Annotated in this window: 19 protein-coding genes and 3 pseudogenes; 13 read left to right on the top strand and 9 right to left on the bottom strand. The window is 62.7% G+C overall.

Going from position 1 to position 26,484, the window contains the following annotated elements; genetic code table 11:
• Positions 1-132 precede the first annotated feature (132 nt).
• On the top strand, positions 133-1,269 hold the full coding sequence (locus tag MTAB308_RS20780; RefSeq protein WP_141224785.1) for an AAA family ATPase: 1,137 nt from the start codon (positions 133-135) through the stop codon (positions 1,267-1,269).
• Positions 1,266-3,629, top strand: a complete 2,364-nt coding sequence (locus MTAB308_RS20775) for a S8 family peptidase (protein WP_083746617.1) — start codon at positions 1,266-1,268, stop codon at positions 3,627-3,629. Before MTAB308_RS20780 ends, MTAB308_RS20775 begins: the two co-directional genes overlap by 4 nt.
• 582 nt (positions 3,630-4,211) lie before the next feature.
• On the opposite strand, the pseudogene MTAB308_RS20770 reads toward MTAB308_RS20775, so the two are convergent.
• Positions 4,212-4,490, bottom strand: a pseudogene (locus MTAB308_RS20770) (metalloregulator ArsR/SmtB family transcription factor); the annotation flags it as partial.
• A gap of 182 nt (positions 4,491-4,672) precedes the next feature.
• Here MTAB308_RS20770 and istA point away from each other — a divergent pair.
• Positions 4,673-6,190: an IS21 family transposase gene (istA, locus tag MTAB308_RS20765; RefSeq protein ID WP_077097808.1), complete on the top strand. Its 1,518-nt coding sequence runs from the start codon at positions 4,673-4,675 to the stop codon at positions 6,188-6,190.
• Positions 6,191-6,288: 98 nt separating this feature from the next.
• Positions 6,289-7,002, top strand: a complete 714-nt coding sequence (locus tag MTAB308_RS20760) for an ATP-binding protein (RefSeq protein WP_083746431.1) — start codon at positions 6,289-6,291, stop codon at positions 7,000-7,002.
• Between the two features lie 99 nt (positions 7,003-7,101).
• On the opposite strand, the pseudogene MTAB308_RS20755 reads toward MTAB308_RS20760, so the two are convergent.
• Positions 7,102-7,185 (bottom strand): annotated as a pseudogene (locus MTAB308_RS20755) (Rv2640c family ArsR-like transcriptional regulator); the annotation flags it as partial.
• A 102-nt stretch (positions 7,186-7,287) separates the two neighbouring features.
• On the opposite strand from MTAB308_RS20755, the gene MTAB308_RS20750 reads away from it, so the two are divergent.
• Both MTAB308_RS20750 and arsB read left to right on the top strand, forming a co-directional pair.
• Positions 7,288-7,767, top strand: coding sequence for an ArsI/CadI family heavy metal resistance metalloenzyme (locus MTAB308_RS20750; RefSeq protein ID WP_077101712.1), 480 nt, complete (start codon positions 7,288-7,290; stop codon positions 7,765-7,767).
• 34 nt (positions 7,768-7,801) lie between these two features.
• Positions 7,802-9,317: pseudogene (gene arsB / locus MTAB308_RS20745) on the top strand (ACR3 family arsenite efflux transporter).
• A 1,345-nt stretch (positions 9,318-10,662) separates the two neighbouring features.
• On the opposite strand, the gene MTAB308_RS29045 reads toward arsB, so the two are convergent.
• The 4 genes from MTAB308_RS29045 to MTAB308_RS20725 all read right to left on the bottom strand — a co-directional run bounded on the left by MTAB308_RS29045 (position 10,663) and on the right by MTAB308_RS20725 (position 15,640).
• On the bottom strand, positions 10,663-12,033 hold the full coding sequence (locus MTAB308_RS29045) for an alpha/beta hydrolase domain-containing protein (RefSeq protein WP_157900993.1): 1,371 nt from the start codon (positions 12,031-12,033) through the stop codon (positions 10,663-10,665).
• Between the two features lie 373 nt (positions 12,034-12,406).
• Positions 12,407-13,780 carry an alpha/beta hydrolase domain-containing protein gene (locus tag MTAB308_RS29040; RefSeq protein WP_157900992.1) on the bottom strand — a complete coding sequence of 458 codons (1,374 nt, stop codon included), beginning with the start codon at positions 13,778-13,780 and terminating at the stop codon, positions 12,407-12,409.
• A 21-nt stretch (positions 13,781-13,801) separates the two neighbouring features.
• Complete coding sequence (locus MTAB308_RS20730; RefSeq protein WP_083746612.1) at positions 13,802-14,596, bottom strand: phosphosulfolactate synthase; 795 nt, start codon at positions 14,594-14,596, stop codon at positions 13,802-13,804.
• Positions 14,597-14,800: 204 nt separating this feature from the next.
• On the bottom strand, positions 14,801-15,640 hold the full coding sequence (locus MTAB308_RS20725) for an IclR family transcriptional regulator (protein ID WP_077101704.1): 840 nt from the start codon (positions 15,638-15,640) through the stop codon (positions 14,801-14,803).
• A 988-nt stretch (positions 15,641-16,628) separates the two neighbouring features.
• On the opposite strand from MTAB308_RS20725, the gene MTAB308_RS20720 reads away from it, so the two are divergent.
• From MTAB308_RS20720 to MTAB308_RS20690, 7 genes are all read left to right on the top strand, one after another.
• Positions 16,629-17,720: a Re/Si-specific NAD(P)(+) transhydrogenase subunit alpha gene (locus MTAB308_RS20720; protein WP_108637370.1), complete on the top strand. Its 1,092-nt coding sequence runs from the start codon at positions 16,629-16,631 to the stop codon at positions 17,718-17,720.
• Positions 17,721-18,044 (top strand): NAD(P) transhydrogenase subunit alpha part 2, encoded by a 324-nt coding sequence (locus MTAB308_RS20715; protein ID WP_077101702.1) that lies wholly within the window; start codon positions 17,721-17,723, stop codon positions 18,042-18,044. It abuts the gene before it with no gap.
• Positions 18,041-19,465, top strand: a complete 1,425-nt coding sequence (locus MTAB308_RS20710) for an NAD(P)(+) transhydrogenase (Re/Si-specific) subunit beta (protein ID WP_077101700.1) — start codon at positions 18,041-18,043, stop codon at positions 19,463-19,465. The genes MTAB308_RS20715 and MTAB308_RS20710 overlap by 4 nt, the downstream gene beginning before the upstream one ends.
• Before the next feature lie 314 nt (positions 19,466-19,779).
• Entirely contained in the window at positions 19,780-20,448 is a 669-nt protein-coding gene (locus MTAB308_RS20705; RefSeq protein ID WP_157900991.1) for a TetR/AcrR family transcriptional regulator, read from the top strand.
• Between the two features lie 265 nt (positions 20,449-20,713).
• The gene (locus tag MTAB308_RS20700; protein ID WP_083746610.1) at positions 20,714-21,634 is read left to right on the top strand and encodes a hypothetical protein; all 921 of its coding nucleotides are present in this window, start codon (positions 20,714-20,716) and stop codon (positions 21,632-21,634) included.
• Entirely contained in the window at positions 21,631-22,266 is a 636-nt protein-coding gene (locus MTAB308_RS20695; RefSeq protein ID WP_077101696.1) for a hypothetical protein, read from the top strand. Before MTAB308_RS20700 ends, MTAB308_RS20695 begins: the two co-directional genes overlap by 4 nt.
• Before the next feature lie 414 nt (positions 22,267-22,680).
• Complete coding sequence (locus tag MTAB308_RS20690) at positions 22,681-23,157, top strand: Rv2253/PknI dimerization domain-containing protein (RefSeq protein ID WP_245831459.1); 477 nt, start codon at positions 22,681-22,683, stop codon at positions 23,155-23,157.
• A gap of 406 nt (positions 23,158-23,563) precedes the next feature.
• Here the strand turns inward: MTAB308_RS20690 and MTAB308_RS20685 are convergent, their stop codons facing one another.
• The 3 genes from MTAB308_RS20685 to MTAB308_RS20675 are packed head-to-tail and all read right to left on the bottom strand — an operon-like array spanning position 23,564 to position 26,378.
• A complete protein-coding gene (locus tag MTAB308_RS20685; protein ID WP_077101694.1) occupies positions 23,564-24,409 on the bottom strand; it encodes an ABC transporter permease in 846 nt (281 codons plus the stop codon).
• Between the two features lie 11 nt (positions 24,410-24,420).
• A complete protein-coding gene (locus tag MTAB308_RS20680) occupies positions 24,421-25,230 on the bottom strand; it encodes an MlaE family ABC transporter permease (protein WP_077101692.1) in 810 nt (269 codons plus the stop codon).
• The gene (locus MTAB308_RS20675) at positions 25,230-26,378 is read right to left on the bottom strand and encodes an NAD(P)H-dependent amine dehydrogenase family protein (RefSeq protein WP_077101690.1); all 1,149 of its coding nucleotides are present in this window, start codon (positions 26,376-26,378) and stop codon (positions 25,230-25,232) included. The genes MTAB308_RS20680 and MTAB308_RS20675 overlap by 1 nt, the downstream gene beginning before the upstream one ends.
• Between the last annotated feature and the right edge of the window lie 106 nt (positions 26,379-26,484).

Genomic DNA, 26,484 nt, shown 5'->3' with positions numbered 1-26,484 from the left:
TGCCCGCGCGCCCCGCAGCGCACTCGACCCATGCGCGTGGTGCCCTTATGCGGTAAATGGGCATCATCATAGATAGAAATTTACCAGGCGCGTCACTTCAATACTCAGCATCTCTTAACTATACTGGAAAGTGTGACGGCATCGGTGGGAAAGTATTACCAGTCTGCAGATGGTCTTGAACGAGCTGTAGTAGATCTGGTGCGGGTGGGAGCTCGTGGCCATGGCCCGGGTGTGCGCCAGCTGGCCTCGCGCCTCATGCGCACCGTCCCACCTGGCGTCGATGACGAAGAAGCGTTCCGCACGGCGATCCACGAGGCGCTGGCCGCAGTGGGGCAAGGCACCGAACTGCGCTTCACCGATGCAACAGTGCCCACCGAGGCCGACAGCGCGCACCGGCTGGCCGAGGTGGACCACCTGCCCAATGGCGATGGCTTAGTGCTCGACGAGAAGGTGATGGACCAATTGCAGGAGGTGGTCGCCGAACGGCGATTCCGCGATTTGCTGCATCGAGCGTCGCTGAGCTTGACCCGCACCGTTCTGCTGAGCGGTCAACCCGGTGTGGGGAAAACGATGGCAGCTCGCTGGCTTGCGCAAGCTCTCGGGTGGCCGTTGGTAACCCTGGATCTATCGTCGGTGGTCTCCAGTTACCTGGGGACCTCAGGACGCAACATCAAGGCCGTCTTGGACTATGCGAAGTCCGGCCCGTGTGTGCTGTTTCTCGATGAGTTCGACGCGATCGCTAAACGCCGCGATGACGACACCGACATCGGCGAGCTGAAACGAATCGTCAATGTCATCCTCGTCGAACTGGATCGGTGGCCAGACAGCAGCTTGCTGGTCGCCGCCACCAACCATCCTCAGCTGCTCGATCACGCAGTAGGGCGACGATTCGACCGCGCGATCGAACTGCTCCTTCCCGGAATCCATGAACGGCGACTTCTCTTGCACGGCCTTGCCGTCGGCGTCGACGACATCGATGGCCGCGTGGTCGACCTCGTTGCCGAATTGACTGAGGGAACCAGTGGTTCGGATCTGACCCGACTATGGGAGCTGTGTCGGCGCCGGGCGATTCTGCGCGCCGCATCAACGACGGACATGCTCATTGAGGAGCTGGCTCGTCGAACCGGGGATTCAGGTCCCGGACGTGACACCTTGTTCGCGGCGTTGAGTACCCGCCTTAACCTGTCCAATCGTCAGATCGCGGCCGTGGCAGGAGTGAGTCACCCGACGGTTGCCACGGCCATCAAACGTGCCCGGGCGCGTGGATGACCACACCCCAGGCCACATCGCAGCGACCTCTTCTCGTCAACGGGGAGGCCTTGAGACTCGAAGGAGTCGAGGCGCCCAGTGCGGCTGGCGGGCCGAAATTCGAGCCGCGCACCGCCGACGACGCACGAGAGTTGCTTCTCCCCCAGATCAATGTGGTGGCGGCATCCGCTCGCGCTTTACCTTCCCAGCTACGCGCCCCCGATCGACTGTATGTGGAAGCCAAACTCCTCCCGAACTATTTGGCCGCCAGTTATTTTCCCGCTGCCCTACTCGCGCAGATCGGGGCTACACCGGTGGGTTCGCGCGCCGACACCGGACTCTACGTGACCGCGAGTAAGCAGCAGGAGGCGCAGACTCGCCGGCTTATATTCACCGTCTCCGACGACGGCCTAGCTGCGCTGCAGTCGCTCGTACAGACGCGAGGCGGGAATCGTACGGAACAGCAGGCATTTTCCGAGATCCGCAAGCTCGACGAAATTACCGTTCCCCGACCCGAGCAGGTGCTGCGCAGGCCGCCGACTCGGCCCGAACCTACCACTGAGCAATCCGTCTGGGAGGCGGTGCTTCACCCGGCGACCGCACGATCGGGGGAGGCCGTCGCGCTCGACGACGAGACTTTGGGCCGGTGGGTGTCTTTGGTGCAGCGACAGGGCGGCCAGGTCCATGAAGCATTCATTCGTCGGGTTGGCGGTCTCACCTTCGTGCCCATCAGCGCGGCCGCCGGCGACGTCGATGAATTGGCTCGCTTTAACCCACTGCGCGTGTTGCGTCCGATGCCAGCGATCCGGCCCCGGCCCCGATTCGGGCTGCGCGCGGTGCAGCGGGTCACTCCCCCGTCGACCGCGCAGCCCGCATCCACCGTCGCGACGGTGGCAGTCTTCGATGGGGGCGTCGACGGCGGCCAATCAGCGTTATTCCCCATTGGCACACCGGATCTCACACCTGAACCACCGGTCGCAGACGACTTATCCCATGGTACCGGAGTGACCGCAGCGGTGCTCTACGGCCTGCTGGAACCCGGTCAGCAGGCGCCGCAGCCACCGCTGCCCATCGAGAGCTACCGTGTCACTCCATCACCGAATCCTCATGACCTGGAAGGCTATTGGGTTCTAGACCGAATCGTGGAGACGGTCCGGCAGAACGGACACCGGATCGTGAACCTGAGCCTGGGGCCAGAACGCGCCGTCGAAGATGACATGGAACCTGATCGCTGGACCAGTGAACTCGATCAGCTGTCTTGGGACAACGACGTATTGTTTGTCGTCGCGGCTGGCAACGACGGAGATCAGGATCAGGCGACCGGCCTGCACCGGGTGCAAATCCCCGCCGACATGGCCAACGGGCTTGCCGTTGGTGCATGTGACGCTCCGAGCCCCCACCGGCCCTGGGCGCGCGCCCCCTACTCGTCGATGGGACCCGGCCGTCGCGGCAACCGCGTCCAACCTCTGGGAGTGCAGTTCGGCGGCGCCGACAACCGCATGTTCAACCTTCTCACCGCCGCCGGCGACTTTCTCGAAGCCTCCGGCACAAGTTTCGCCGCACCGGTCACCACCCACGCTCTGGCCGATCTCACCACCAGGCTGCCCAGGGTCAACAGCAGTGTATTGCGAGTCTTCGCCACCCACTTTGCAGAACGCCCACGCCGGCACGTCAAGCTCCGCGACGAAATCGGATACGGGCGCCAGCCACTCACCTATGAGGGGCTCCTGGACTGCGATCCCAACGAAGTACACGTTCTGTTCGTCGACGAGATCATCCGCGGCGACCTACTCGCCTATCGTTTACCCGTCCCGGACACCATCGCCGACGACCTCAAGGTTCAACTCTCACTCGCCTACGCGTCGCCGGTCGATCCCACCCAGCCCACCGAATACACCAGTGCCTCACTGGAAATGCTGCTTCGCCCTCACCACCGCATGCACAGCTTCCGTTCTCCTGCCGACGTCGACGCTAAACCGATCGTCGCTGATATCGGCAGTGTGTCGGCAGGAGAACTGCTCGCTGCCGGCTGGGAAGCCAGCCAAGAACCAATCACTAAGCAACTCGGCGCCAAACCGAGGTCGGGTGAAGCCCAGCTCCGCGATAGCGGGAAGTGGGAAACCATCCGCCACCACCGGTTCACACTCAAGAACGATGAAACCGCGGCACCACGACTTGAAATCACCTACGTCGCACGTCGCGCGGGCGCACTGGACAACGCGCCCACCAAAGTTCCTTTCGCTCTGCTGATGTCGATAACTGACACCAGCAAATCCGACACGTTCTACGACACTGTCCGTCAACAATTCAGTGCGCTGCGCCCACCCCAGCGCACCCGAGTACGACTTCGCGGCCAAGCATCAAACCCGGTCTGGTACTAGCACTCAAACACCGGTGGCGCGGAGAGCTGAATCCCTGGTTCTGTCGGACCCTGATTGATCTTGTGGTGCAACATCATTCAACTACTGGCCCACATTCTTGGCTGCCGCACCGCTCCTTTTGGTGCGAGTGGTTGAACCAAATCATGTTGAGCCGGGCTTAGTAACCTCCATGCCGAGTCCGGAAAGAGGAGCCGAGGGGCACGACGCTGTCCTCGATGTACATGGACGCCTGGGCGCGATCGGGCTTGGACTGGGTGGATTGCAGGCATGCTGAAGCGGACATGACCTCCAACCGCGGACTGACGTCGATGAGGACAATACGACGGAATCGAATATGCGGCTTTACCGATAAATTGCCGCATATCGCATCAGATGAATCAATGTGGAGTCCCGCGAACCGCGGTAAGACACTGGCTTCCTTCCTTGAAACTGTTCTCGAAGTTTGCGTTTTGATGGAGCCGGTGACGGACCGCTTGAGTCGTCTTGCTTAGCGGCGCCGCTGCACTTGCAACGAGTCGCCTCGAAAGGGCGCGCCAGCCCGCCCTAGCAGAAGTGGCCGTTGACTGACCCGTTAGAGGACGCCTAGGTGCAGCAGTTCGGGTCGAGCGCCGCACACAACGCCTGCAACGCATCCGGGCGGACCCGATGAAACACATTCATCCCGCGCCGATCCGAGATCACCAGACCCGCCTTACGCAGCTGCGTCAGATGATGGCTGACCGTCGATTCGCTGAGATCGAGCACCGCGGCCAGCTCGCCGGAAATCTCTTCACCGGCAGACGAGCTGAACAGATACGACACGATCTTGACCCGCACCGGATCAGCCAGCGCTTTGAGCCGCAGCGCGATCGCCAACGCATCGGCTGTCGGCGGACACGGAAAAATCCCCACTGACGGCCAGCTGATCTCCCCGCTGGCGGTCATGAATTCTCCCCACTGACGGCCACGGATTTCCCCATTGCGGTCGTGTCGCTGCCGGTTGTCGGCGGCGGTGTCGGGCTGGCTGTTCTGGACCGAATGTGTCCAGGGCGGAAGGCCAGTAAGTGAAGAGCAGTGAGGAGATCATGGAGATTTTGGAGGCGTTTGATTTGACCGGCGGATTACGAGCGGCGGCGGCGTTGGCTGGCTGTGATCACAAGACGGTGGCTCACTACGTGGCGTTGCGCGATGCCGGGCTCAGCCCGGAGGAGCGGCCGCGGCGGGCGATGGCCATTGATCCGTTCCTGGACAAGATCGAGGAGTGGGTGGACCATTCGCAGGGGTTGATCCGCGCCGACGTCGCGCACGACAAGCTGGTTGCGATGGGCTTCGGCGGCTCGGAGCGCACCACCCGGCGAGCGGTGGCGGCGGCGAAGAAGTCGTGGCGGTCGGGTCATCGCAGGGTGTTTCGGCCGTGGGTGGCTGAGCCGGGGTTATGGCTGCAGTTCGACTGGGGCCAAGGGCCCACCGTCGCCGGTCGGCCCACGTTGTTGTTCTGCGCCTGGCTGGCCTGGTCACGGTTTCGGGTGGTGCTGCCCACCTGGGATCGCACCCTGCCGACCCTGCTGGGCTGTTTGGACGCCACGCTGCGGGTGATCGGTGGGGCACCGACGTATGCGTTGACTGACAACGAGAAGACGGTCACTGTCGAACATGTTGCCCGGGTACCGATTCGGCATCCCGACGTGGTGGCCGCGGGTCGGCATTACGGGATGACGATCCGCACCTGTGTGCCGGCTGACCCTCAGTCCAAGGGCGGTGCGGAGGCCACCGTGCGCATCGCCAAAGCCGATCTGGTGCCCACCGAGGCTAATCTGCTTGATGCCTACGCCACCTTCGCTGAGCTGGCCCAGGCCTGTCGTGACTTCTGTGAGCAGGTCAATGCCCGGCCGCATCGGGTGACCGGTCAGGTCCCCGCTGAGCTGTTGGTCGAGGAACGTGCACGGCTGCATGTGCTGCCCGCCCAACCGGTGGCCATTGCGTTCGGCCTGACCCGCCGGGTGGGCTGGGACTCCACGATCAGCGTGGAGGGAGTGCGCTATTCGGTGCCGCACCACCACATCGATGAGCGGGTCTGGGTGCGCTGGTGCGGTGAGGAATTGGTAGTCACCGTCATCGATGAAGCGGGCCCGGTCGAGATCGCCCGCCACGGGCGCGGGCAACGTGGGCGACCCCAGATCCGCGACGAGCATTACCCCAGTGACCATCCCGGAGGCCGCGCGCTGCCCGGGGACCGCACCCCACGCGCGGCCAACCCGGCCGAGGCCGCGTTTCTGGCTATCGGTGACGGCGCGGCCGCGTGGCTGACCGAGGCCGCTGCGTCCGGCGCGGCTCGGGTGCGCTCGAAGATGGCCGAAGCGGTGGCGTTCGCCAAACTGCACGGCTCGGTTGCCGTCGATCAAGCGTTGGGCACCGCGGCGTTGGCCGGCCGATTCGCCGATGCGGATCTGGCCGCGATCTTGACCCACCAGCAGCACGGGCCCAACGGCCCGCCGACCCGGGCCACCGAAACCCACAGCCTGCAACCCGGCACCGCCGGCTGGTCGGGGTTCGGCGCGACCAATCCCGGCGGTGAAAAGTGACCGCAACCAAAAAACCGGCAGTGACGGTCGGATCCGGTGTCGCCGGGCCCGCCACCCAGACCCTCGAGGAGGTGATCGCGTTAACCCGCCGCCTGCGGATGCCCTACCTGCGCAAAGCCATTGCCGACGTGGTGCCCACCGCCCGAGCTCAACGCTGGGACCCCGCCGAGGTGCTGCGCGTACTGCTTTGTGAGGAGATCACCGGCCGCGACGAAGCCACCCTACGGCTGCGGCGAGCGCGGGCGAACTTCCCGGCCGGCAAGACCTTCGCCGTTTGGGATGAAACCCGCTGCTCCATCCCCGCACCCACCCAGCAAGCCCTGCGCGGCATGGAATGGGTCGACCGGCGCGAGAACCTTTGCGTCTGTGGTCCCAGCGGCACCGGCAAGAGCCACTTCTGCGAGGCCCTGGGACAGCTGGCCATCGACACCGGACGCACCGTGGCCTGGTTTTCCATCGACGACCTCGGCGCCCTGGTACGCCGTCACCGCGCCGATGACTCCATCACCAAAGCGGTCCGCCGCATCACCCGAGTCGATCTGATCATTCTTGATGACATTGGCATGCTGCCCGTCGGCGAGGACGCCGCCGAAGGGTTCTATCGGCTTGTCGACGCCTGCTACGAAACCCGTTCGCTGGCAGTGTCATCCAATCTGCACCCGGCCGGCTTCGACGAACTCATGCCCAAGACCCTGGCCACCGCCACCGTCGACCGGCTGTTACACCACGCCCACGTCTGCGTCACCGAAGGCCAATCGTTCAGGCTCGCCCAAGCCACCACCGGCAAGGGGGTGGCGCCGCTACCCAACTGATCAACCGGGGAGATCCCACGTCCGTCCGTGGGGAGTACTCGTGGCCACCAGCGAGGAGATCTCCTGACCGTCAGTGGGGAGAACTACATGACCGTTGACATCGGCGTCACTGATGGGACCTGAGGCCACCGGGGCGCAACACACCGGCGCCGTCGTATCGATTACCGGCAACGCTTTGGGCATAACACCATCCTGCCACAAAGATTGACATATATCGAAAAGGTAAGCATGCTTGTCACATACCGCCAGTTCGATATATATCTCACAACTCGGAGGTTCGCTGCCATGTCACGCTTTCAACTGGCACTCAACGTCGATGACCTGGATCAGGCAATCACGTTCTATGCCACGCTATTTCACACCGAGCCGGCCAAACGCAAGCCCGGCTACGCTAACTTCGCGATCGCCGATCCGCCGCTGAAGCTGGTGCTGTTGGAAAACCCGGGCCAGGGCGGGTCGCTGAACCATCTCGGGGTCGAGGTCGACTCCAGCGAGTTGGTGCACACCGAGATCGCCCGGCTCACCGACGCCCAGATGTTCACCGAGGAGGAAATCGGCACCACCTGTTGTTTCGCGACCCAGGACAAGGTGTGGGTGACCGGGCCTGGCGGTGAACGCTGGGAGGTTTACACGGTGTTGGCCGACTCCGACAGCTTCGGCACCAGCCCCACCCAGCCTCAGACCGGTGATCGTGGGCCGGCTGTGTGCTGCAGCAGCACAGCCCATGTCGCCGACACCGCGGCGCCGGCGACGTCGTGTTGCTGATCACCGAGCGAGACTGCGTGAACGGACGCAACCTATGACTGAGACTGCCGCTGCTCAAACCTCCTCGGTGGCACGGCTTTCCACGTTGGATCGGCTGCTGCCGGTCTGGATCGCGGTCGCCATGGCGACCGGGCTGCTGCTGGGACGCTGGGTGCCCGGCTTCAATACCGTGTTGCAGAAAGTGCAGGTCGATGGGATCTCGCTGCCCATCGCACTGGGGTTGCTGATCATGATGTATCCCGTGCTGGCCAAGGTCCGTTATGACCGCCTGGACACCGTCACCAGCGATCGCCGGCTGCTGATCAGCTCACTGCTGCTGAACTGGGTGCTGGGCCCCGCGGTGATGTTCACGCTGGCCTGGCTGCTGTTGACCGACCTGCCCGAATACCGCACCGGGCTGATTATTGTGGGGCTGGCCCGCTGTATCGCCATGGTCATCATCTGGAGCGACCTGGCCTGCGGAGACCGCGAAGCCGCGGCCGTGCTGGTGGCGCTGAACTCGGTCTTCCAGGTCCTCGCCTTCGCCGCGCTGGGTTGGTTTTACCTCTCGGTACTGCCTGGCTGGCTGCACCTGCCCCAAACCACCATCGCCGCCTCACCGAGGCAGATCGCCAAATCCGTGCTGATTTTCCTGGGCGTCCCTCTGGCGGCTGGTTACCTGTCGCGTCGCTGGGGTGAGAAGGCCAAGGGCCGCACCTGGTATGAGACCCGGTATCTGCCCGCCATCGGGCCCTGGGCACTGTACGGGCTGCTGTTCACCATCGTGATCCTGTTCGCCCTGCAAGGCAGGCAAATCATCACCCGGCCTTGGGATGTCGCCCGCATCGCAGTGCCACTGCTGGCGTATTTCGCCATCATGTGGATCGGCGGCTACCTTCTGGGTGCTGCACTCGGCTTGGGCTATGCGCGCACCACCACCCTGGCGTTCACCGCCGCCGGCAACAACTTTGAACTGGCCATCGCCGTGGCCATTGCCACCTATGGCGCTACCTCAGGCCAAGCCCTGGCCGGCGTCGTCGGGCCCCTCATCGAAGTACCGGTGCTCGTCGCCTTGGTCTATGTCTCGCTGGCGCTGCGACCACACCTGTTCCCCACACCACCAGCCATCGTTGATGCCCCAGGAGCGTCCACAGATGACCAACACTCCCAGCGTTCTGTTTGTCTGCGTGCACAACGCTGGCCGCTCCCAAATGGCCGCCGCGCTGCTGACCCATCTTGCAGGTGATCGGATCGCAGTCCGTTCCGCGGGAACAGAACCCGCCGATCAGATCAACCCGGCCGCCATCGCAGCGATGACCGAAATCGGCATCGACCTTACCACCTCGGCCCCGAAAATCCTTACCTCCGACGCGGTGCAGGCCAGCGACGTCGTGATCACCATGGGCTGCGGCGACACCTGCCCCTACTTCCCCGGAGTCGCCTATCGCGACTGGAAACTCGACGACCCAGCAGGCCAATCGCTCGACACCGTCCGCGCCATTCGCGATGACATCGCCGACCACATCCACGCACTGATCACTGAACTCCTCGCCACCAACAACACCGCATAACGCCACCGACACACCCAACGGCCGACCCGACCGCGAGCCATCACAACCACCGGGCGCGCCCGAATACGACGAGATCGAATATGCAGCTTTACCGGTAAATGGCGCCGTTTTCGTCTGATGAATCAGCCGGTCACCATCGCCCGCCGGCGTGATTGTCGGTCGTGTTCACCGAATGCTGCTGTTAGTCAGCGATATTCGGATTAACGGCAGGGTAAGAGATCGATAGGTCGTGGGCCGCGGTTCACGGATGAAATTTTTGCAGGGTCAACGCCGAGGCTCCTACCAGCATCGATGGGGCATTGATTCATTGCATTAAAGCGCGCGCCCGTGGAGGCGCGTCGGCGAGATCGACACAATGCAGGAGAGTGCCTTCTTCACCTACATTCAGGTGTTCACCGTCGGCCGCCGAACGGTAAACGGCCCGCCCGAGTTCTATCTCGACGGGCGACCCCGAGAGTGAATGGGTCCAGCCGTCCAAGAACCAGCAGCCGTTCTGGGTCGCGATTGATCCCCCGGGGTGCAATGCGAACCAGCATTCACGGAGCACATCCCACCTACCTGGTGAACAACGCCAAGGCGAAGGTGGTCTCGTTGACCCGGCGCCCCCGGAAACCCATTCCGCCGGATCGATAGGCCGGTCAAGCTCACGCGAGCCACGGCGAGGTCCTCACACGCTGGGTGCAGCCCGACTAGTTCGGGCTGATGCCCGTCAACGGTACGTCGCCAATCGCTTTTTCTACGGGTATTACTGCGGCAGAGGCGTTCTCCCCCATCAGCGGCAAAGCTGTTGTCCGAGCCTCGACCACAGACGCCCACGATCCGCCGAAAGTGGTGTCGCGGAGGGTTCGCCTCTCCCCTATGGCGTGGCCAAGCCTCTGGGGGAATGTAGCGGAATTGAATATGACGGGATACCGGTATTGAGTCTGCATATTGGAGCAGATGAATCAACCCAGCGAATTGCCAACTGGCAGCCCGACCATGTCGCGCTACGTCACGTGGTGGGTGCGGGGCGCCCAACGGGACTTATCGAGTTATCCGCATCAGGCAATCGCCGAACCACCACCGATTTCGGACACAACGGGTTCGATATGCGACACTACCGGGTAGCACCGCATATCGCCTATCCTATTGGGCGGCAAGGTCTTAGGATCACGACAACTGCCGATAATTCTCGCGCCCCCCGGTCGCAATGCCGACTTGAAGTGGACCTCAGGGGTTCCTGACATAGATTGCTGCGGCTCGTCGTCATCTTGCGACACCCTATGGTGACCGCCGCGGCGATCGCCACCATCGAAGAACTGGCTCCCGGACGGCTGATCGTGGCGATGGACACTGGCTACAATTGTCACGTCAGCGGTACAGCATTGTCCGGCATGCGTAGGGCCGCAGGCAGCGCTGCCACTGCGAGGCCAAGGATTTCGGTACGGTCCTCCTCTAGTAGGAAGCCTTCGGTGATGGTGCTATCGAGCGAAGTGCGGAAGGCGATGAGGTATTCCTCGCCGCCGCCGGGATAGAGGCGATGCAGGACCTCGTCGCTAAACGGGCGGGTGGTTCCCAACGCATGGCCTTCAGCACCCGACATTGTCGCTGTCGGAACCTCGACCCACGGTGTTCGAATACCGCCGACAGCGATGCCCATGTTGTCCTGGCGTAACGGATGAACCAGGCGTGGCGCATGCGGCGGCGGCGAGCCGCCTACGGCCCATCGGCTGAGGCACTCCAAGGCGGCGTGTGCGACATAGTGATGCTGCGGGGCGCCGTTGATCGGAACCTCGCGTTCGGGAAGGGTGAGGGCTCCTATCGTGGGCTGGCTGGTCGCGGCGAATATGTCGGCCAGCGCCGCGGCCGACAACCGCCCGTCATCGCGGCCGCCGGACATCAAGTAGGAGTCGCCGTGTGCGGTGCCGGCAATTTCCCAGACGCGCAGGTTGCTGCTATCGGCCTCGCGCACGCGGTCGGACGGCATCAACAGCGTGTCGGTCTCCGACTGCAGCAGCACCACCGGTACCCGGGCGTCGTTACGGATGGCGGCAGGGTTGGCTACCAGGTTACGGCGGGCGCGCTCAGGATCGGTGCCGCGCCCGCCGGTCAAGAATCCATCGAGGCGTGGTCCCGATCCTCCCCATCCGTGGATCAGAAAGCCGTCGTAGACTCGTGCGGTCGGGTCGATGGCGTTGATATATGTGCTCAAGAACGCCGCGGACTGGGAATGACCAGTGGCTAGCATGTAGGTAGGCGTCGGCCAACTGTAGCCAGTCGTGCTGCGCAGCATGCGGCCGGCGTCGCTGAAGATGTCGAACGCCCACGCGTCCCCGGGATGGCTGAGTGCGTTATAGCGTTCGGGCGCTGCTTGTTTCAGGTGGTCGCCTTGAAGAATGCCGCCGCCCTCAACGCCTACGCGTTGCGCTGACACACCCGCCCAGACGTGGCCTTGACGCATGATGTGGCGGTGCAGATAGGTCCAGTCTGGACTCACGTCGCTGCCTGAGGACACGTTGAGCCACTCGACAATGAATGCACCGCTGCACCGTTGGGCCTCGAGGGGATGGCGAATGATGACACGTGTCGCGTATCGCGCGGTGCTGCCCACCCGCGCGGACCATTTGCCGTCGGCGCCCCGTTGGCCTACTTGGAGAAACGAGTCCGCAGTGCCCTCGAGGATCATTTCGGTTTCACCGTATCCGACTGCCGCCAAGTCGAATTCGACTGCTGGCATGGGACACGGCCCGCGCAGCTTCCGTAGCACAGCTTGCCCCTGTGCGGTCATCGCGTTGGTCCCTCGCTCATTGGGAGTTGCCGTCGATCTGCGCGTCCGCCGAACACGCGAGCTCTCCAATAGTCCTGGTATTGCATTGCTTTAAGCATCATTGCTGGCATGTTGATCTGCATGTAAGGACATCTCCTATCGGCATGTCGTTGGTCGGAGCATCGACGAAAACGTCACTGCATTCGCATGATCTGGTCGCCGACGCGACCGTCAGGGACCGTTTATAACAAATAAGGGACTCGTCACGGGGTAAATGAACCCAGGCGGTGGCACGCAACTCGGGCACGTCATAGGCCGTTAGATGCTGACTTGAGCATCAATCCTAGGGTGGAACCTTGGCATATTGGGCCTGCCGATGATAGGCCTCCACACGCCTTGGCAAGATGACGCCGGCTGCGGCGGCTGTGGTTGCGGCGGCAGCGACCCGGCGCACATAGTCGGCATGGGTTGGATATAGCCGTCTGAGGGTGTCCGGCGAGAACGGCGTGGTGGTACCGGTGAGTTCATATTGCGAATTGGTACCCACGTGGGTGGCGATCGGCACTTCTAATTCGGGCAGCCGCACACCGCCGAGGGCGTTACCAAATTCGTCACGGATTATTGCGCCGTCGGCGACGTTGACCTCGATCGGCGGGTGCACCGAGGGCGGCTGATCCTCGTCGATCCAGCGCTTTAGATGTCCGATGGCAGCGTCAAAGGTCGGCAGCCACATCACGTTGCTGCCCTGTGCACGCATCCAGGCAGGTTCTCGCACGCCGTCGCGTTGGGCCACCGCCAGAATCGCCTCGAGCTGAACTCTCGGTGCATGCGACGCGCCGGGTATCTCCCAGTACCGGAAGCGTTCGGAATCGCTTTGTCGGGCAGGCAGATAGTGGAGCGCCTCAGTTTCGGTGTTGATCGCCATGACCGGGATCTGCGCGTCGCCACGTACTTGAGTCAGCACAGCGCGGCTGTGGCCGCGGTGGCCTGCAGCGCTATCCGGGTGGGCAAGGGCAGTATCGAAGTCTGCGGCCATCCCTGCACAGACCAACGGCATCAGCGCATCGAAGGCGTGCGTTAGTGGCTGTATTGCATTGGCGTAGGCGAGCACTCGTGTCCCTGATTGTGAAGCACCGACGCCGATGAGGTGGCGCGGAATTAGGCCACCGAGCAGCGCGGGGCCGCGGTGTGTATCTGGATTCCGCAGCATGCCTGCGATTTGGGTGAACAGGTCATAACCGATGGCATCGTCGGGAAGGTCAAGACTTGCGTAGCGTTGCGGATCCCAGGCCATGACGCCGTTGCCGGGAACAGAAGGAAATCCATACAGCCCGGCGGGTTGGGCAGATACTGCCACATACGCCAGGCCGTCGAACAGGCTAGGCGGCACTGCCAGATTGATGTCATAGCCTGCAGAAACGTTCACCCACTCCACTACCACGGTCCCGTTAAACCTCGCTGGCTCACTGGGTCGGCGCACAACCACCCGGGTGCGATAGATGCTTGCGCTGTGGCGCAGGACGGCCCAATCTCCCTGTGGGGAAAGCTCGTTGGCCGGCCGATAACGGATTGCCTCACCACTAACGAAGAACTCTTCCTCAACGTAGCCGTGGCTGGCACCGTCGTCGAGTGCGGACCCAAATGGCCAGCCGTGGATGCCGCCGACGATAGGGCCTTCAACATCGGCGGACCATGCCGGATACGGGGTAGTTGTCACGTCACCAATGCCTCAGGTTGATCAATCGCGCATGGTGGCGGTGTTGGTGAGGAATGCTCCGGCGCGAAACGAGGCGATGTAGCCGAGGTGTTCGTCGCCGCCGAACAGGTTGACGTCGGGGCCGAAGCTGTTGATCAGCCACAAGATGATTTCCAGGGAACTTGCCTCCCAGAAGAGATACTCCTGTGGTATGCGGCTGGCCAGTCGCCATGCCACGTCGCGGTTCCACTCATCGGCGGGGTTGCCGGAGTTGGCGGTGCTAAATATTCCGTCTTCTTCGATCATCACCTTCCACGCGCCGGCCGACAAGACGGCCTCGGCCTCCCGGAGAGCCTTTTCAGCGCTGATCGTTCCGCGATCACCCGGCGTCCACGCCGTAATTTCCGGTTTCGGTTTAAGCCCGGCAGCGAGAACCTCAGTGACAATCCGACACTTGTCCTCGATGGAGATGGCCACCATCGCCGAGGAGATCTCGATAATGTCGAATCCAAGTTCCTTGGACTGCTCTAGATAGCGGTGCACCGCTTTCGCGCCCAGCGGCATGACAGCCTCGATTAGCCCGCCGCTGGAGACCTCGATCTGATGCTCGTGCAGGTGGGCGTTGATCTCGCTGACCTGACGCCGCGACAGTAATCGCTGAGTCCCCACGGTCCATTTGACACTGTCGAGGTAGGGACTGAGGGTGTCGGTGTAGCCACGGATGTCGATCAGTGACCGTGCAGCAGTGCGCACCTCGGTCAATGCCACGTCGCGGGGCTTCGGCGGCAGGCTGATGATCGGTAACACGTCACTAAAAGCGAGATCCGAAGTGGGCATAGTGGATTCCCTTCTCAAAGCAATCCAGGCGGAGCTTGGCGTCGTTCGACGCTACAGAGTCATCCGCACAGCACAAAACATGTTTCGTCAGACGAAAAGCCGCCGTCGAAGCGTCTCCGGTGACTGACCTGCACGCGGCGGCGGCTTGTAGCAGCGGGAGCGTTCTGGGGATGCGACTGATTCGTCGGTGTGGCGGCGGGTCCGTCAGACGGACACGCCGAGCCTGCCGGCTCCTTGCACTTCCGGCGGAAGTACCCGGCTGATGTCAGCGGCGGTCTGGACGACCTCGGGTGCGATACGCCGTTTTAGTTCGGCCATGCTGATGCGCTGCGCCGATACTGAGACGTTTACGGCTCCGATCGGATGTCCGCTGCTGGCCAGCAGCGGTGCGCCTACTGATCGATGCTCCATGGTCGTACCCTGGTCGTTGACAGCGTATCCGCGTTTCCTGGTTGTCTCTAGTTCCTCGCGTAGCTGAGGTTTAGGCAGTGTCTTGGGGGTGAGCCTCAGCGACTTGGTCTTACTCAGCACAGAGGTCATCAACTCTGTTGTCTCCCAGGCTAATACAGCGCGTCCAAGCGACGAGATGGTTGCGGGCATCTGTGCACCGATGTAGTTGGTCATGGTCGGATATGACAGCGAGGGCACACGTGCGACCACCACAACCTGCAGGCCGGTTGGAATGGCGAGTTTGACGGTCTCGTTCGTGCGGTCACGCAGGGCGACCAAGTATGGGGCGGCGATCTCAGTCAACGTCATCGCTGAAAGCGTCTCTATACCGATGGACAGGGCTCGAGGCCCGAGCCGATAGCCTTTCGTCACTGGGTTGCGAATGACGTAACCGGCCTCAATCAACGTAAATCCGATGCGAAATGCGCTCGCCGGCGTGACGCCTGCGGCGTCCGCGAGGTCACGCAGGCTCAGTTCGTACCGTTCCGGACCGAACGCGTTGAGCACCGCCAGTCCCCGCGCCAATGCCGTGACGATGTAGCTGCTGCGGTTGTCGGGTTGGGCCCGGCCCGTCACTGACCTCTTGCGCGCCATCTATCTCACTTCATAGTAAATGATGTTTCGCTTGGCGAAACACGAGCAAGCCTAGCAGCACGTTCGACTAGATAGCGGGCTCACCTGTGCGCCGTGGATACGAACGTCTCTGTTGGCCGGCAGGCTCAGCGCCGGGCCCCGAATTCGGCGAGGTGGCCAGGCGGCCAAACCGGAGCTGTATTACACGCTTTGCGCGGTCGCTAGAGCCCGCCGCACGAATCCTTGTGCTGAGCGCGGTACCACCTGCTGGCATTCGGTGACGCCAGGATGCTGTTCGACGAGTTAGTTGCAGAAGTAGGCGAGCGCCGGCGTTTGGTGCGAATCGTGCCGTTGCTAATCCGCTGCGAATAGGGGGTCGTGACCCGCCTGGCGGCCTGACGTGCGCAGCCACACGCGTTAACCAGTTCGGGATGGCCGTGGCGGCTGTGCTTGGTGACGGGTGGTCGCCCCTCCCGCGCCGGGCGGGTGAAACGCCGAGACCGCACAACGCGGCGACGCGCCGTCGAGGATGTCGGTGGCGTTCCCCGCCGAGCGCCGGTACCCGTCGACGGGTCCCAAGCTGGCGACCGTGAAATGCACAGCGAAATGCGTATTTCTGCGCTTGACGGACTGGACTGCGGGCACAGCCGAGCACCCAGGTCCGCAGCGCAGTCGTGACCTCAGGCGAAGCTGTGGCACTAGGCGGTTGTTCGTTGATGTCGGCAACTCACGATACGGAAATAGCCGTTTCGAGAAAGCTATTTCCCAGACGTGCTCGTCGAAGTCGAACTTCCTCAACAGTTCCGCGGAGAGAGTAGACAACTGTTCAGTCGATTCGGTCATTAATCACATACAGGTGGACTTGAGGAGCCTTTGATCGAGTGCCCTACTCGAAATATGCTGGTAGAGGACGTAGTCACCACGCTTGCTCCAAGGACACCTCTGCCCATAATATTGGACAGGTGTCTATATACACATGTTGGCGTCCCGGCATTGAGGTCACTGTTCCGTGATCGCGCAGACGACGATCGGGGTGGTCGCTGAGTCCGGGACGGACGAGCGCCGGGTCGCGCTGGTTCCCAAGGCGGTCGCGTCGCTGGTCGGTAGCGGGGTGGCGGTGGTGGTGGAGTCCGGCGCGGGTGAAGGCGCGCTGCTGCCCGACGCGCTCTACATCGAGGCGGGCGCCACCATCGGGGATGCGTGGGCCGCCGATGTCGTGGTCAAGGTCGCGCCGCCGACCGCCGAGGAGGTCGGCAAATTGCGCAGCGGCCAGGCGCTGATCGGTTTCCTGGCGCCCCGCAATGCGGAGAACTCGATCGGCGCGCTGCGTGCGGCGGGCGTGCAGGCGTTCGCGCTCGAGGCCATCCCGCGGATCTCGCGCGCGCAGGCGATGGACGCGTTGTCGTCGCAGGCCAACGTGTCCGGCTATAAGGCCGTGCTGCTCGCGGCCTCGGAGTCGACCCGGTTCTTCCCGATGCTGACGACGGCGGCGGGGACGGTGAAGCCGGCCACGGTGCTGGTCCTCGGTGTCGGTGTGGCCGGGCTGCAGGCGCTGGCGACCGCCAAACGGCTCGGGGCGCGCACCACGGGCTACGACGTGCGACCCGAGGTCGCCGACCAGGTGCGGTCGGTGGGGGCGCAGTGGCTGGATGTCGGCATCGATGCGGCCGGCGAGGGCGGCTACGCCCGTGAACTGACTGACGAGGAACGCGCTCAGCAGCAGCAGGCGCTGGAAAAGGCGATCAGCGGCTTCGACGTCGTCATCACCACCGCGCTGGTCCCTGGGCGTCCCGCGCCGCGCCTGGTGACCGCGGCGGCGGTCGAGGCGATGAAGCCCGGCAGCGTGATCGTAGACCTGGCCGGGGAAACCCGCGGCAACTGCGAACTCACCGAGCCCGGACAGACCGTCGTCAAACACGACGTCACCATCGCGTCGCCGCTGAACCTGCCGGCCACGATGCCCGAGCACGCCAGCGAGCTCTACAGCAAGAACATCACCGCGCTCCTGGACCTGTTGATCACCGACGGCAAGCTCGCCCCTGATTTCGACGACGAGGTCATCGCGGAATCGTGCGTGACCCGCGCTGGAGAGGACTCCTAGATGTACGACGAGTTATTGGCCAACCTGGCGATCCTGGTGCTGTCCGGATTCGTCGGGTTCGCGGTGATCTCCAAGGTGCCCAACACGCTGCACACGCCGCTGATGTCGGGCACCAATGCCATCCACGGCATCGTGGTGCTGGGCGCGTTGGTGGTGTTCGGCGAGGTTGAGCACCCGTCGCTGGCGGTGCAGATCATCCTGTTCGTCGCGGTGGTGTTCGGCACCCTGAACGTCATCGGCGGGTTCATCGTCACCGACCGGATGCTGGGCATGTTCAAGGGCAAGAAGCCGGCGCCCGCCAAGTCGGATGACGTTGCCAAGTGAACTATCTGGTGACGGTGCTCTACATCATCTCTTTCGCGCTCTTCATCTATGGCCTGATGGGCCTGACCGGGCCCAAGACCGCGGTGCGCGGCAACTTGATCGCCGCGGCGGGCATGGTGCTCGCCGTCGGCGCAACGCTGGTCAAGATCCGGCACACCGAGTCGTGGGTGCTGATCATCGCCGGCCTGGTCGTCGGCGTGGTGCTGGGTGTTCCGCCGGCCAGGCTGACCAAGATGACCGCCATGCCCCAGCTGGTGGCGTTCTTCAACGGCGTCGGCGGCGGCACCGTCGCACTGATAGCGCTTGCGGAATTCACCGATACCAAAGGCTTTTCGGCCTTCCAGCACGGCGAATCGCCAACCGTGCACATCGTGGTGGCGTCGCTGTTCGCCGCGATCATCGGCTCGATCTCGTTCTGGGGATCGATCATCGCGTTCGGCAAGCTGCAGGAGATCATCTCCGGCTCACCGATCGGCTTCGGCAAGGCGCAGCAACCCGTCAACCTGCTACTGCTGATCGCGGCGGTGACCGCCGCCGTGGTCATCGGCGTGCACGCGCATCCCGGCAGCGGGGGAGCGCCGCTGTGGTGGATGATCGGGCTGCTGGCTGCCGCCGGGGTGCTGGGACTGATGGTGGTGTTGCCGATCGGTGGCGCCGACATGCCGGTGGTCATCTCGCTGCTGAACGCGATGACCGGTTTGTCGGCGGCCGCGGCCGGGCTGGCGCTCAACAACACCGCGATGATCGTGGCCGGCATGATCGTCGGCGCCTCCGGTTCGATCCTGACCAATCTGATGGCCAAGGCGATGAACCGCTCGATCCCGGCGATCGTGGCCGGCGGCTTCGGAGGCGGCGGGGTCGCCCCCAGCGGTGACGGCGGCGGCGACAAGCACGTCAAGGCCACCTCGGCCGCCGACGCGGCGATCCAGATGGCCTACGCCAACCAGGTGATCGTGGTGCCCGGCTACGGCCTGGCCGTCGCGCAGGCCCAGCACGCCGTCAAGGACATGGCGGCCCTACTGGAGAACAAGGGGGTGGCGGTGAAGTACGCGATCCACCCGGTGGCCGGCCGGATGCCCGGGCACATGAACGTGTTGCTGGCCGAGGCCGAGGTCGACTACGACGCCATGAAGGACATGGACGATATCAACGACGAGTTCTCCCGCACCGATGTCGCGATCGTCATCGGCGCCAACGACGTCACCAACCCCGCGGCACGCAACGACGCGTCCAGCCCGATCTACGGCATGCCGATCCTCAACGTGGACAAGGCGAAGTCGGTGATCGTGCTCAAGCGGTCGATGAACTCCGGCTTCGCCGGCATCGACAACCCGCTGTTCTACGGGGAAGGCACCAGCATGCTGTTCGGCGACGCGAAAAAATCGGTGACCGAGGTCGCCGAGGAACTCAAAGCGCTCTAGATGGCGACGGAAAGCGCCCCTCCTTTGCTTAAGACGGGACTGGTCAGGCGCGCGGCGAGAAGTCGGGTGGTCAGTTCGCCAACGTCAACTGTCGGCTGCGGACCTCGACGGACCAGATCACCCGCCGATTGCAAATCCAAGTGCATGGCCTAACGGGAAGGAACAAGGGCGGTGACCATCCTGACTGGCCAACATGGCCTGCGGCCCATGCTGTCGGCGACATTTATTACAGCCGCTACATCGGGCGGCCTTTGATATCCCTCTAAGCTGTTCAGATGCCTTCTCGGCGCCGTGGACCGCGCGATGATGTGGATGTGCGGACACTGCTGATCGACACCGCAGAACGTCTGTGGGGCGCCGAGCCTCGAGAAGCCGTGTCGTTACGTGCGATTGCGCGTGAGGCTGGCGTGGCTCCAGGCGCGCTGACACACCATTTTGCTGACCGTGGCGATTTGCTTGAAGCGTTGATCGCGAAGCGATTTGGCGCGGTCGCCGAAGCGACATCCGTTCGGCTGACTGCTTTGATTGAGCAAGAGGCGCCCGTCGGCGTGGATGACGTCATCGTTGCGGCACTGCAGCCGCTGATCGACGTTGTCAATGCCGACCCGGTTAGCGGATTCTGGTGGCTGCGAGTCTTCTGCAATCTGGGTCTGATGGGTAGCCCGGTATGGCGTAAGGCAATCGTTGCCCAAACCGAGCTCGAGCATCTGTATAGCGCCGCGGCTGCTCGCGCGATGCCCAACTTAACCGATATCGAGGTTCGAAGTCGTACGGTGATCGCACTCTTCTCGGCGATGGCCGCGCTCGCCAACGCCGATTCAGAGGGCTTGGGACATCCACTTGGGCCCGATGGGCTTGATCCGCTGTTCGTGCAACAACTGCTGTTGTTCACCAGCGCGGGACTTGCTGCCACGCCTTTCCCAAAGTCACGCGCAACCGGTCGGCGTCACTCGGCTCGGCGCGCGAAAGAACGACTTCACTGAGCACCACCGTTGTCGTTGTCGAGATATCGCCGTTCTGTCTCGATCCAGAGGTCTCGCTGCGCGGCGGGTTCACCACAAGTTGGCCAGGTTGGCTAATCGGCGCTCCCAGCGCCAAAACGCCCAACGCCATTGTGCAAGCTCGTTGTTCTACTTAGGATGCGATTTGAACGACTGACTAAATCCGTGCACGCGACGCAGGAGACGACAACATTACTCTGGCCACACGCCCCATTGTCCGGGTTCCGGCGTTCTGAGGTGTTCAGGATTGAGACGCAGGCTTAAAGACAACACGGGACAGTCCACGGCGACGGATAGCTATCAGGCCACGGCGGCGCCAGCATCGCCGCTCGACGGCAGCGATATCGAAGAACTGGAGGCGCAGCAAGCCGAGGCCGAGGCGGAGGCGGCCGAAGCCGCGGCCTCCGCCGCCCAGGCGCGCGCACGGTCGCTACAGTTGCGTGCACTCATTGAATCCGCAAGGTGCGATGAGATATTCGGAGCCGCATCACCATCACTGCCTGATCCGGAAGGGTCTGGCCGTGCCACCGGTTCGGTTTCGGATGTTGGCCGCGACACCGACAACGGGCTTGGGGAAATCGACAACGACTCTACCGAAGGTACGGTCACAGTCGACAGCGAGCAGCCGGGCGCGCACGGCACCGAACAGTCTGATGGTAGGCGGCCGACAGGTCGCAGGCGAGTCAGGCTGCTGCGCGTCGGCGTGGCCCTCATCGTCGCCTTGGCGATCTGCGCTGCGATTGCAGCGGGCGGATGGATGATGATGCAGCACCGAGTAGCAGTCGAGCAGCGGCATCGAGCGGTCGAGTTCACCGCGGCCGCCAAACAAGGCATCGTGACGTTGATGGCAATGGACTTCACCAAAGCGAAAGAGGATGTCCAGCAGATCATCGACCACACAACCGGAGACTTCCGCGCCGAGTTTAAGCAGCGCGCTAACGACTTCACCGCGGCGCTTGAACAGTCCAAGGTAATCACCAGCGTTGAGGTGAACATCGCTGCCCTGCAATCTATGACGGCTGACTCTGCGGTGGTGCTGGTGGCCGCCACATCGCGGGTCACCAACTCAGACGGTGCCCAAAAGGAGCCACGAGTATGGCGGCTCCGTGTGACAGTCGCGAGCGATGCCGGACAGCTCAAGATGTCGAAAGTCGAGTTCGTGCTATGAGGAGCGCCCCTGACTCCGGCACCAACGGCGGCAGGCCGCAAACCGAAGAACAGGACGACGCGCAGCCAGTAGCCGACGATAAGGGCCGGGGCGACGGCGAGGGTGGCAACAATCCTGAGCAGCGGGCAAGGAAGCGGATCCGGCTACCACGCCGCGCGCTTGTCATCACCGTCAGCGCTGTCTTACTGGTCTCCTCAACTGCGACGGCGTTGTGGCTCTATGCTTTTCAGTACCGCGCGGACGAGCAGACCGGTCCTGCAGTGGCGGCCACCGTGGTTAAGGCCGCGTCGAGCGGTGCGGTCGCGGTGCTCTCGTACAAACCCGAGACAGCTGTGGCGGACTTCGGCGCAGCGAAGTCGCATCTGACAGGTGACTTCCTTTCCTATTACGATCAGTTCACTCAGCAAGTGGTCGGACCCGCTGTGCGACAAAAAGGTGTACAGACCACCGCTACCGTCATCCAAGCCGGTGTGGCCGAATTAGAATCCGATTCGGCCACGGTTGTGCTGTTCGTCAATCAATCCACGATCAGTGCCCAGACCCCCGCACCGAGCACGACAGCCGCAATTGTCAAAGTCGGCGTACGCAAAGTCGGCGATGACTGGCTGATCTCCTCGTTCGATCCCGTGTAACCCACGATGAACAACCGGCCCCCCGACCGCCATCGCCGTCGCAAGCGGTGTAGTCACCAGGCCGAAGGCAACCACAGCAGCGGCCGCGGTCATCGTCAACTTCATTTCCATAGCGTCGTACGCCGCCGTCACGACGTAATCATTTTCCTTCTGGCAAAACCACATTCGAGCGCCGCGGTAGTGAATTCCGAACTGCGCTCATCCGGCGGCATGTGGTGGGCGGAACAGCATTGCCCTGCGACCGCAGGTACCCCGACAAAATCGCCGCGACAAACTGATCGGGCCATACCCCGGTCGGGGGTGCGCCCACCGCCGCGTAAACGACTGAATACCAACATATTAGCTGCTAGCAGCGCGACGACTAGAGGAGGCACAATGGCGACGATGCGATGGCTGACTACAACATTTAGCACAGTGGCCATAGCTGTGGCGCTCGCCGCCCCCGCGGTGGCGGACGCCTCCACAGATGGGTGGGGCCTAAACGGAACCTTCAAGGCCACCTCCGTTGGCAACTGGGCCCAGACCAACGACGTCTACCACGACGAAACCGGTGTGACCAGCACGTGGACTATCGCAACAACCTGCAGCTCGCGGGTCGATTGTTCAGGACAGGTGAACAGCGACGCGGGGTGGACCGCGCCGATTTACACGCGCAGTGGCGAATGGTTGGTCAAACGCGCTCTCCCGCATTGGGAGCATTGCCGCGACGACACCACCGCAGACGGACTTCAGACCTATCGGTTCTACCCCGCCGATTTCACCGGTCGAGCGCAGCCGGAAGGAAGGACGACCTTCATCGGTTGGGACAAGACGGTTGCGCCCAGCGGCGCGTGCGGCATTAATCAACCGCTGGTGATCAACATGCCGTTCCAGCTGGCTCCGATCAGTTGAGTGCCGGGTATCCTCGAACAGCCGCGCCTTGCACGGCTTTAGCGCAGCGAGCGAAGCTGAATTCGCCGCAACAGTTTGTCCCCGCGGTGCCATGCCCGTCGATGTCGGAGCAAGGAAATCATCGTGGAGTTCATGAGCGGTCAAGTGAACGAAATTGCGGCGCGATGGGGGCATACATCCAGCAACTGAGGCGCGCCTAGGCAGCGAGCTGCTATGGGGCGCGATGGGGGGCCCGTCGAGGGACGGAGCGGTTGAACTACTAGCTCCATCCCCAAGGGAAAGACCATGGCGATCAGTATCCCGAACTTGGCGGTTGACTACGTGCACTCGATGCCGCGCCCGCCAGTGCGGCGACCCATGTGGAGGCCGGTCTTGATCCAGCCTCGTGACCCGGCGCCGATTTCCGTCACCCGGAGAGATTGAAGTTTCCGTTGACCCCGTAGATCGATAGCGAGACAAGCAATGTCACTGATACCACCACGACCAACGAGGTGCGCACGGCGTTACCCACGGCCACCCCAACACCCGAGGGCCCACCGCTGGCGAAGTAGCCGAAATAAGTATGAATCAACAACACCGCTAATGCCATCAGGATGGCCTGCAGGAACGACCAGAGCAGGTCAACGGGGTTGAGGAACGTGTTGAAATAGTGAGTGTAGAGACCGCTGGACTGTCCGAATAGCGCGACGGTGGTGAATTGGCTGGCCAGGAAAGACAGCACCACAGCGATCGAATACAGCGGGGTAATGGCAATCATCCCGGCGATGATCCGGGTGCTGACCAGGTACGAAATCGGTCGGATACCCATCGCTTCCAACGCGTCGATTTCCTCATTGATTCGCATCGCACCTAGCTGTGCGGTCACTCCGGCGCCGAAGGTGGCTGCGAGCCCGATGCCGGCGACGACGGGCGCGGAGATCCGCACGTTCACGAACGCAGCTAAGAACCCTGTTAGAGCTTCGATGCCGATGTTGCCCAGTGAGGAATAGCCTTGCACTGCCAATGTGCCGCCAGCGGCCATGGTGAGGAAACCGACGATCACGACGGTGCCACCGATCATCGCCAGTGTGCCTGCACCCATGCTGATTTCGGCGATTAGCCGTATGACCTCACGCCGATACCGGGCCAGGGCAAACGGCGTAGCGGCCAACGCCTCGCGGTAGAACGCAGTGTGGTCGCCAATACGGACGAAAAAGTTTATGGGGCGATCGACTTGACGTGTTAAGCGGGGATAGGCAGCTCGAAGGCTCATAGTGTCATCTCTTACCGGGTGGTCAGCTGAATGCCGACGGCAGTCACCACCACATTGATTACGAATAGAGCCATGAACGCATAGACCACGGTTTCGTTGACCGCGTTGCCGACCGCCTTGGCGCCGCCCCCGGTGATGATCAAACCGCGGTAACAGGCCACCAGTCCGGCGATCAGCCCGAACAGCAAGGCCTTGACGCAGGAGATGATCACTTCGGGCACCCCTGTCAATAGGGTGATTCCCGCGGCGAACGCGCCAGGGTTGACGTCCTGGATGAACACTGAAAACGTGTAGCCGCCAAGGATTCCGATAACCACCACTATGCTGTTAAGCAGTAGGGCCACCAGGCCCGAGGCCAGCATCCGCGGCGTCACCAATCGCTGGATCGGGTTGATTCCCATTACCTCCATGGCGTCGATTTCGTCGCGGATGGTGCGCGATCCCAAATCAGCGCACATCGCTGTGGCCCCTGCGCCGGCCACGACGAGCACCGTCACCAGCGGACCAATTTGAGTTACCGCGCCGAATGCTGCGCCCGCGCCCGACAAGTCCGCAGCCCCCAGCTCGCGCAGAAGGATGTTGAGGGTGAAGCTCACCAAGACGGTGAACGGAATCGCCACCAGCAAGGTCGGCGCCAAGGACACCCGCGCCACAAACCACGCCTGCTCCAAGAACTCCCGCCATTGAACGGGTCGGCGGAAGATAAATTTCACCGCGTCGGCCGACATCGCGAACAGACCACCAACAGCACGCATTGGCCCCGCGAAGTCGCGACGCAACACTGCTAGTCCCGGTGACCGCCGGTCAGGTCCGTTATTCATTATCTACGGCCGAAGGTCGCAGGTGTTGGAGCCGAATCTGATGCCGCCGTGGCGCTTTCAAATCGTCCGGCGAACGCGCGCAGCGGTAGGTCGGCGCTGGTGATGCATCCTGGCGGTGCGGCAACCACGGCTTTGATGGCGTTGAGGGCGGGCATGCCGGTGACGGTCATACCAACGCGGGCGAACGCTTCGGAGCTAGAGAAATCGGTGCCCGGTTTCGGAAAGATCATGTGTTTGCTGTATATGCACGGATCCCCCTCGACCTCGGCGATGTAGCAACTTTTGACCTCAATCTGAGGGTCGGTATGCGGGGTCATGGCCAGCTCGATCTTTGACTCAACGCGTGGCACACCCTCGACCGTGCCAACGTAGCGAATGCGGCATGCGCCCAGTGTTCCTTGGCCCATGAAGTACCACCCCAGATCGATGTCCTTGCTGCAAGCACCAAGTTCATAGTCGAAAGTAGGTGGTCCGTCGAGATCGACGCCGAAGCAATCTGCCATCAGATAGACCCCATCTGCATAGACCCGGGTGCCCTTTTGCAGCATCTGCGGTAGCTCCGGATCATTGATCGGGTGGCCGAAACCGCAATTCTGCCAAGACCCAACGGAATGGTGACAGGATGCGTCGACCGACTCGGTCACCGTGACCTTCGTTAGGTTGGCGACGTCGCAGGTGTGGATGGTTCCAAGAATGTGACATAAGCCCGGGTTCATACCAGTGCCATAGAACGTCGATCCGCCGCGCCAACACGCCTCTTCCAACACCACGCTCGGCGGCTTGCCAGAAGGGTGTGGGTGGTTCTGGTCGCGGTGATGGCCAGTGATCCAGTCAGCGGTGGTGACGACGTCGATTCCGGCCTCCAGGACCCGCTCATAGAGGTCGAAGTCGGGGAAGACACCGTGGAACGTTACGACGTCAGGACGAGCAGCGATGATGTCGTCGACGGACCCTGTGGCGATCACACCGTTGGCTGGTATACCGACGATTTCGCCGGCGTCCCTGCCGATCTTGTCGGCGCTATAACAGTGCAGGCCTACCAGGGCCAGATCGGGGTGGGAGCGGATCCGGCGGATCATCTCCGACCCCACGTTTCCCGAGGCAACCTGAAATACCTTGATCCTGTTGCGCGTCGCCGTCGGTGCCATAGAGCGACCTCCAATTGTTGACAGTTCTGCCACCTAGGCATAGCCTGCCATCGAACCAGGGCGCGTGTAAAGCGCCCACTTCGAGACAGCAGGAGACACTCGATTG

The sequence above is a fragment of the Mycobacterium terramassiliense genome (assembly GCF_900157385.1).
GTDB classification, from domain to species: Bacteria; Actinomycetota; Actinomycetes; order Mycobacteriales; family Mycobacteriaceae; genus Mycobacterium; species Mycobacterium terramassiliense.
The sequence above is the reverse complement of the archived record's forward strand: the minus strand, read 5'-3'. Positions and strand labels throughout refer to the sequence as shown.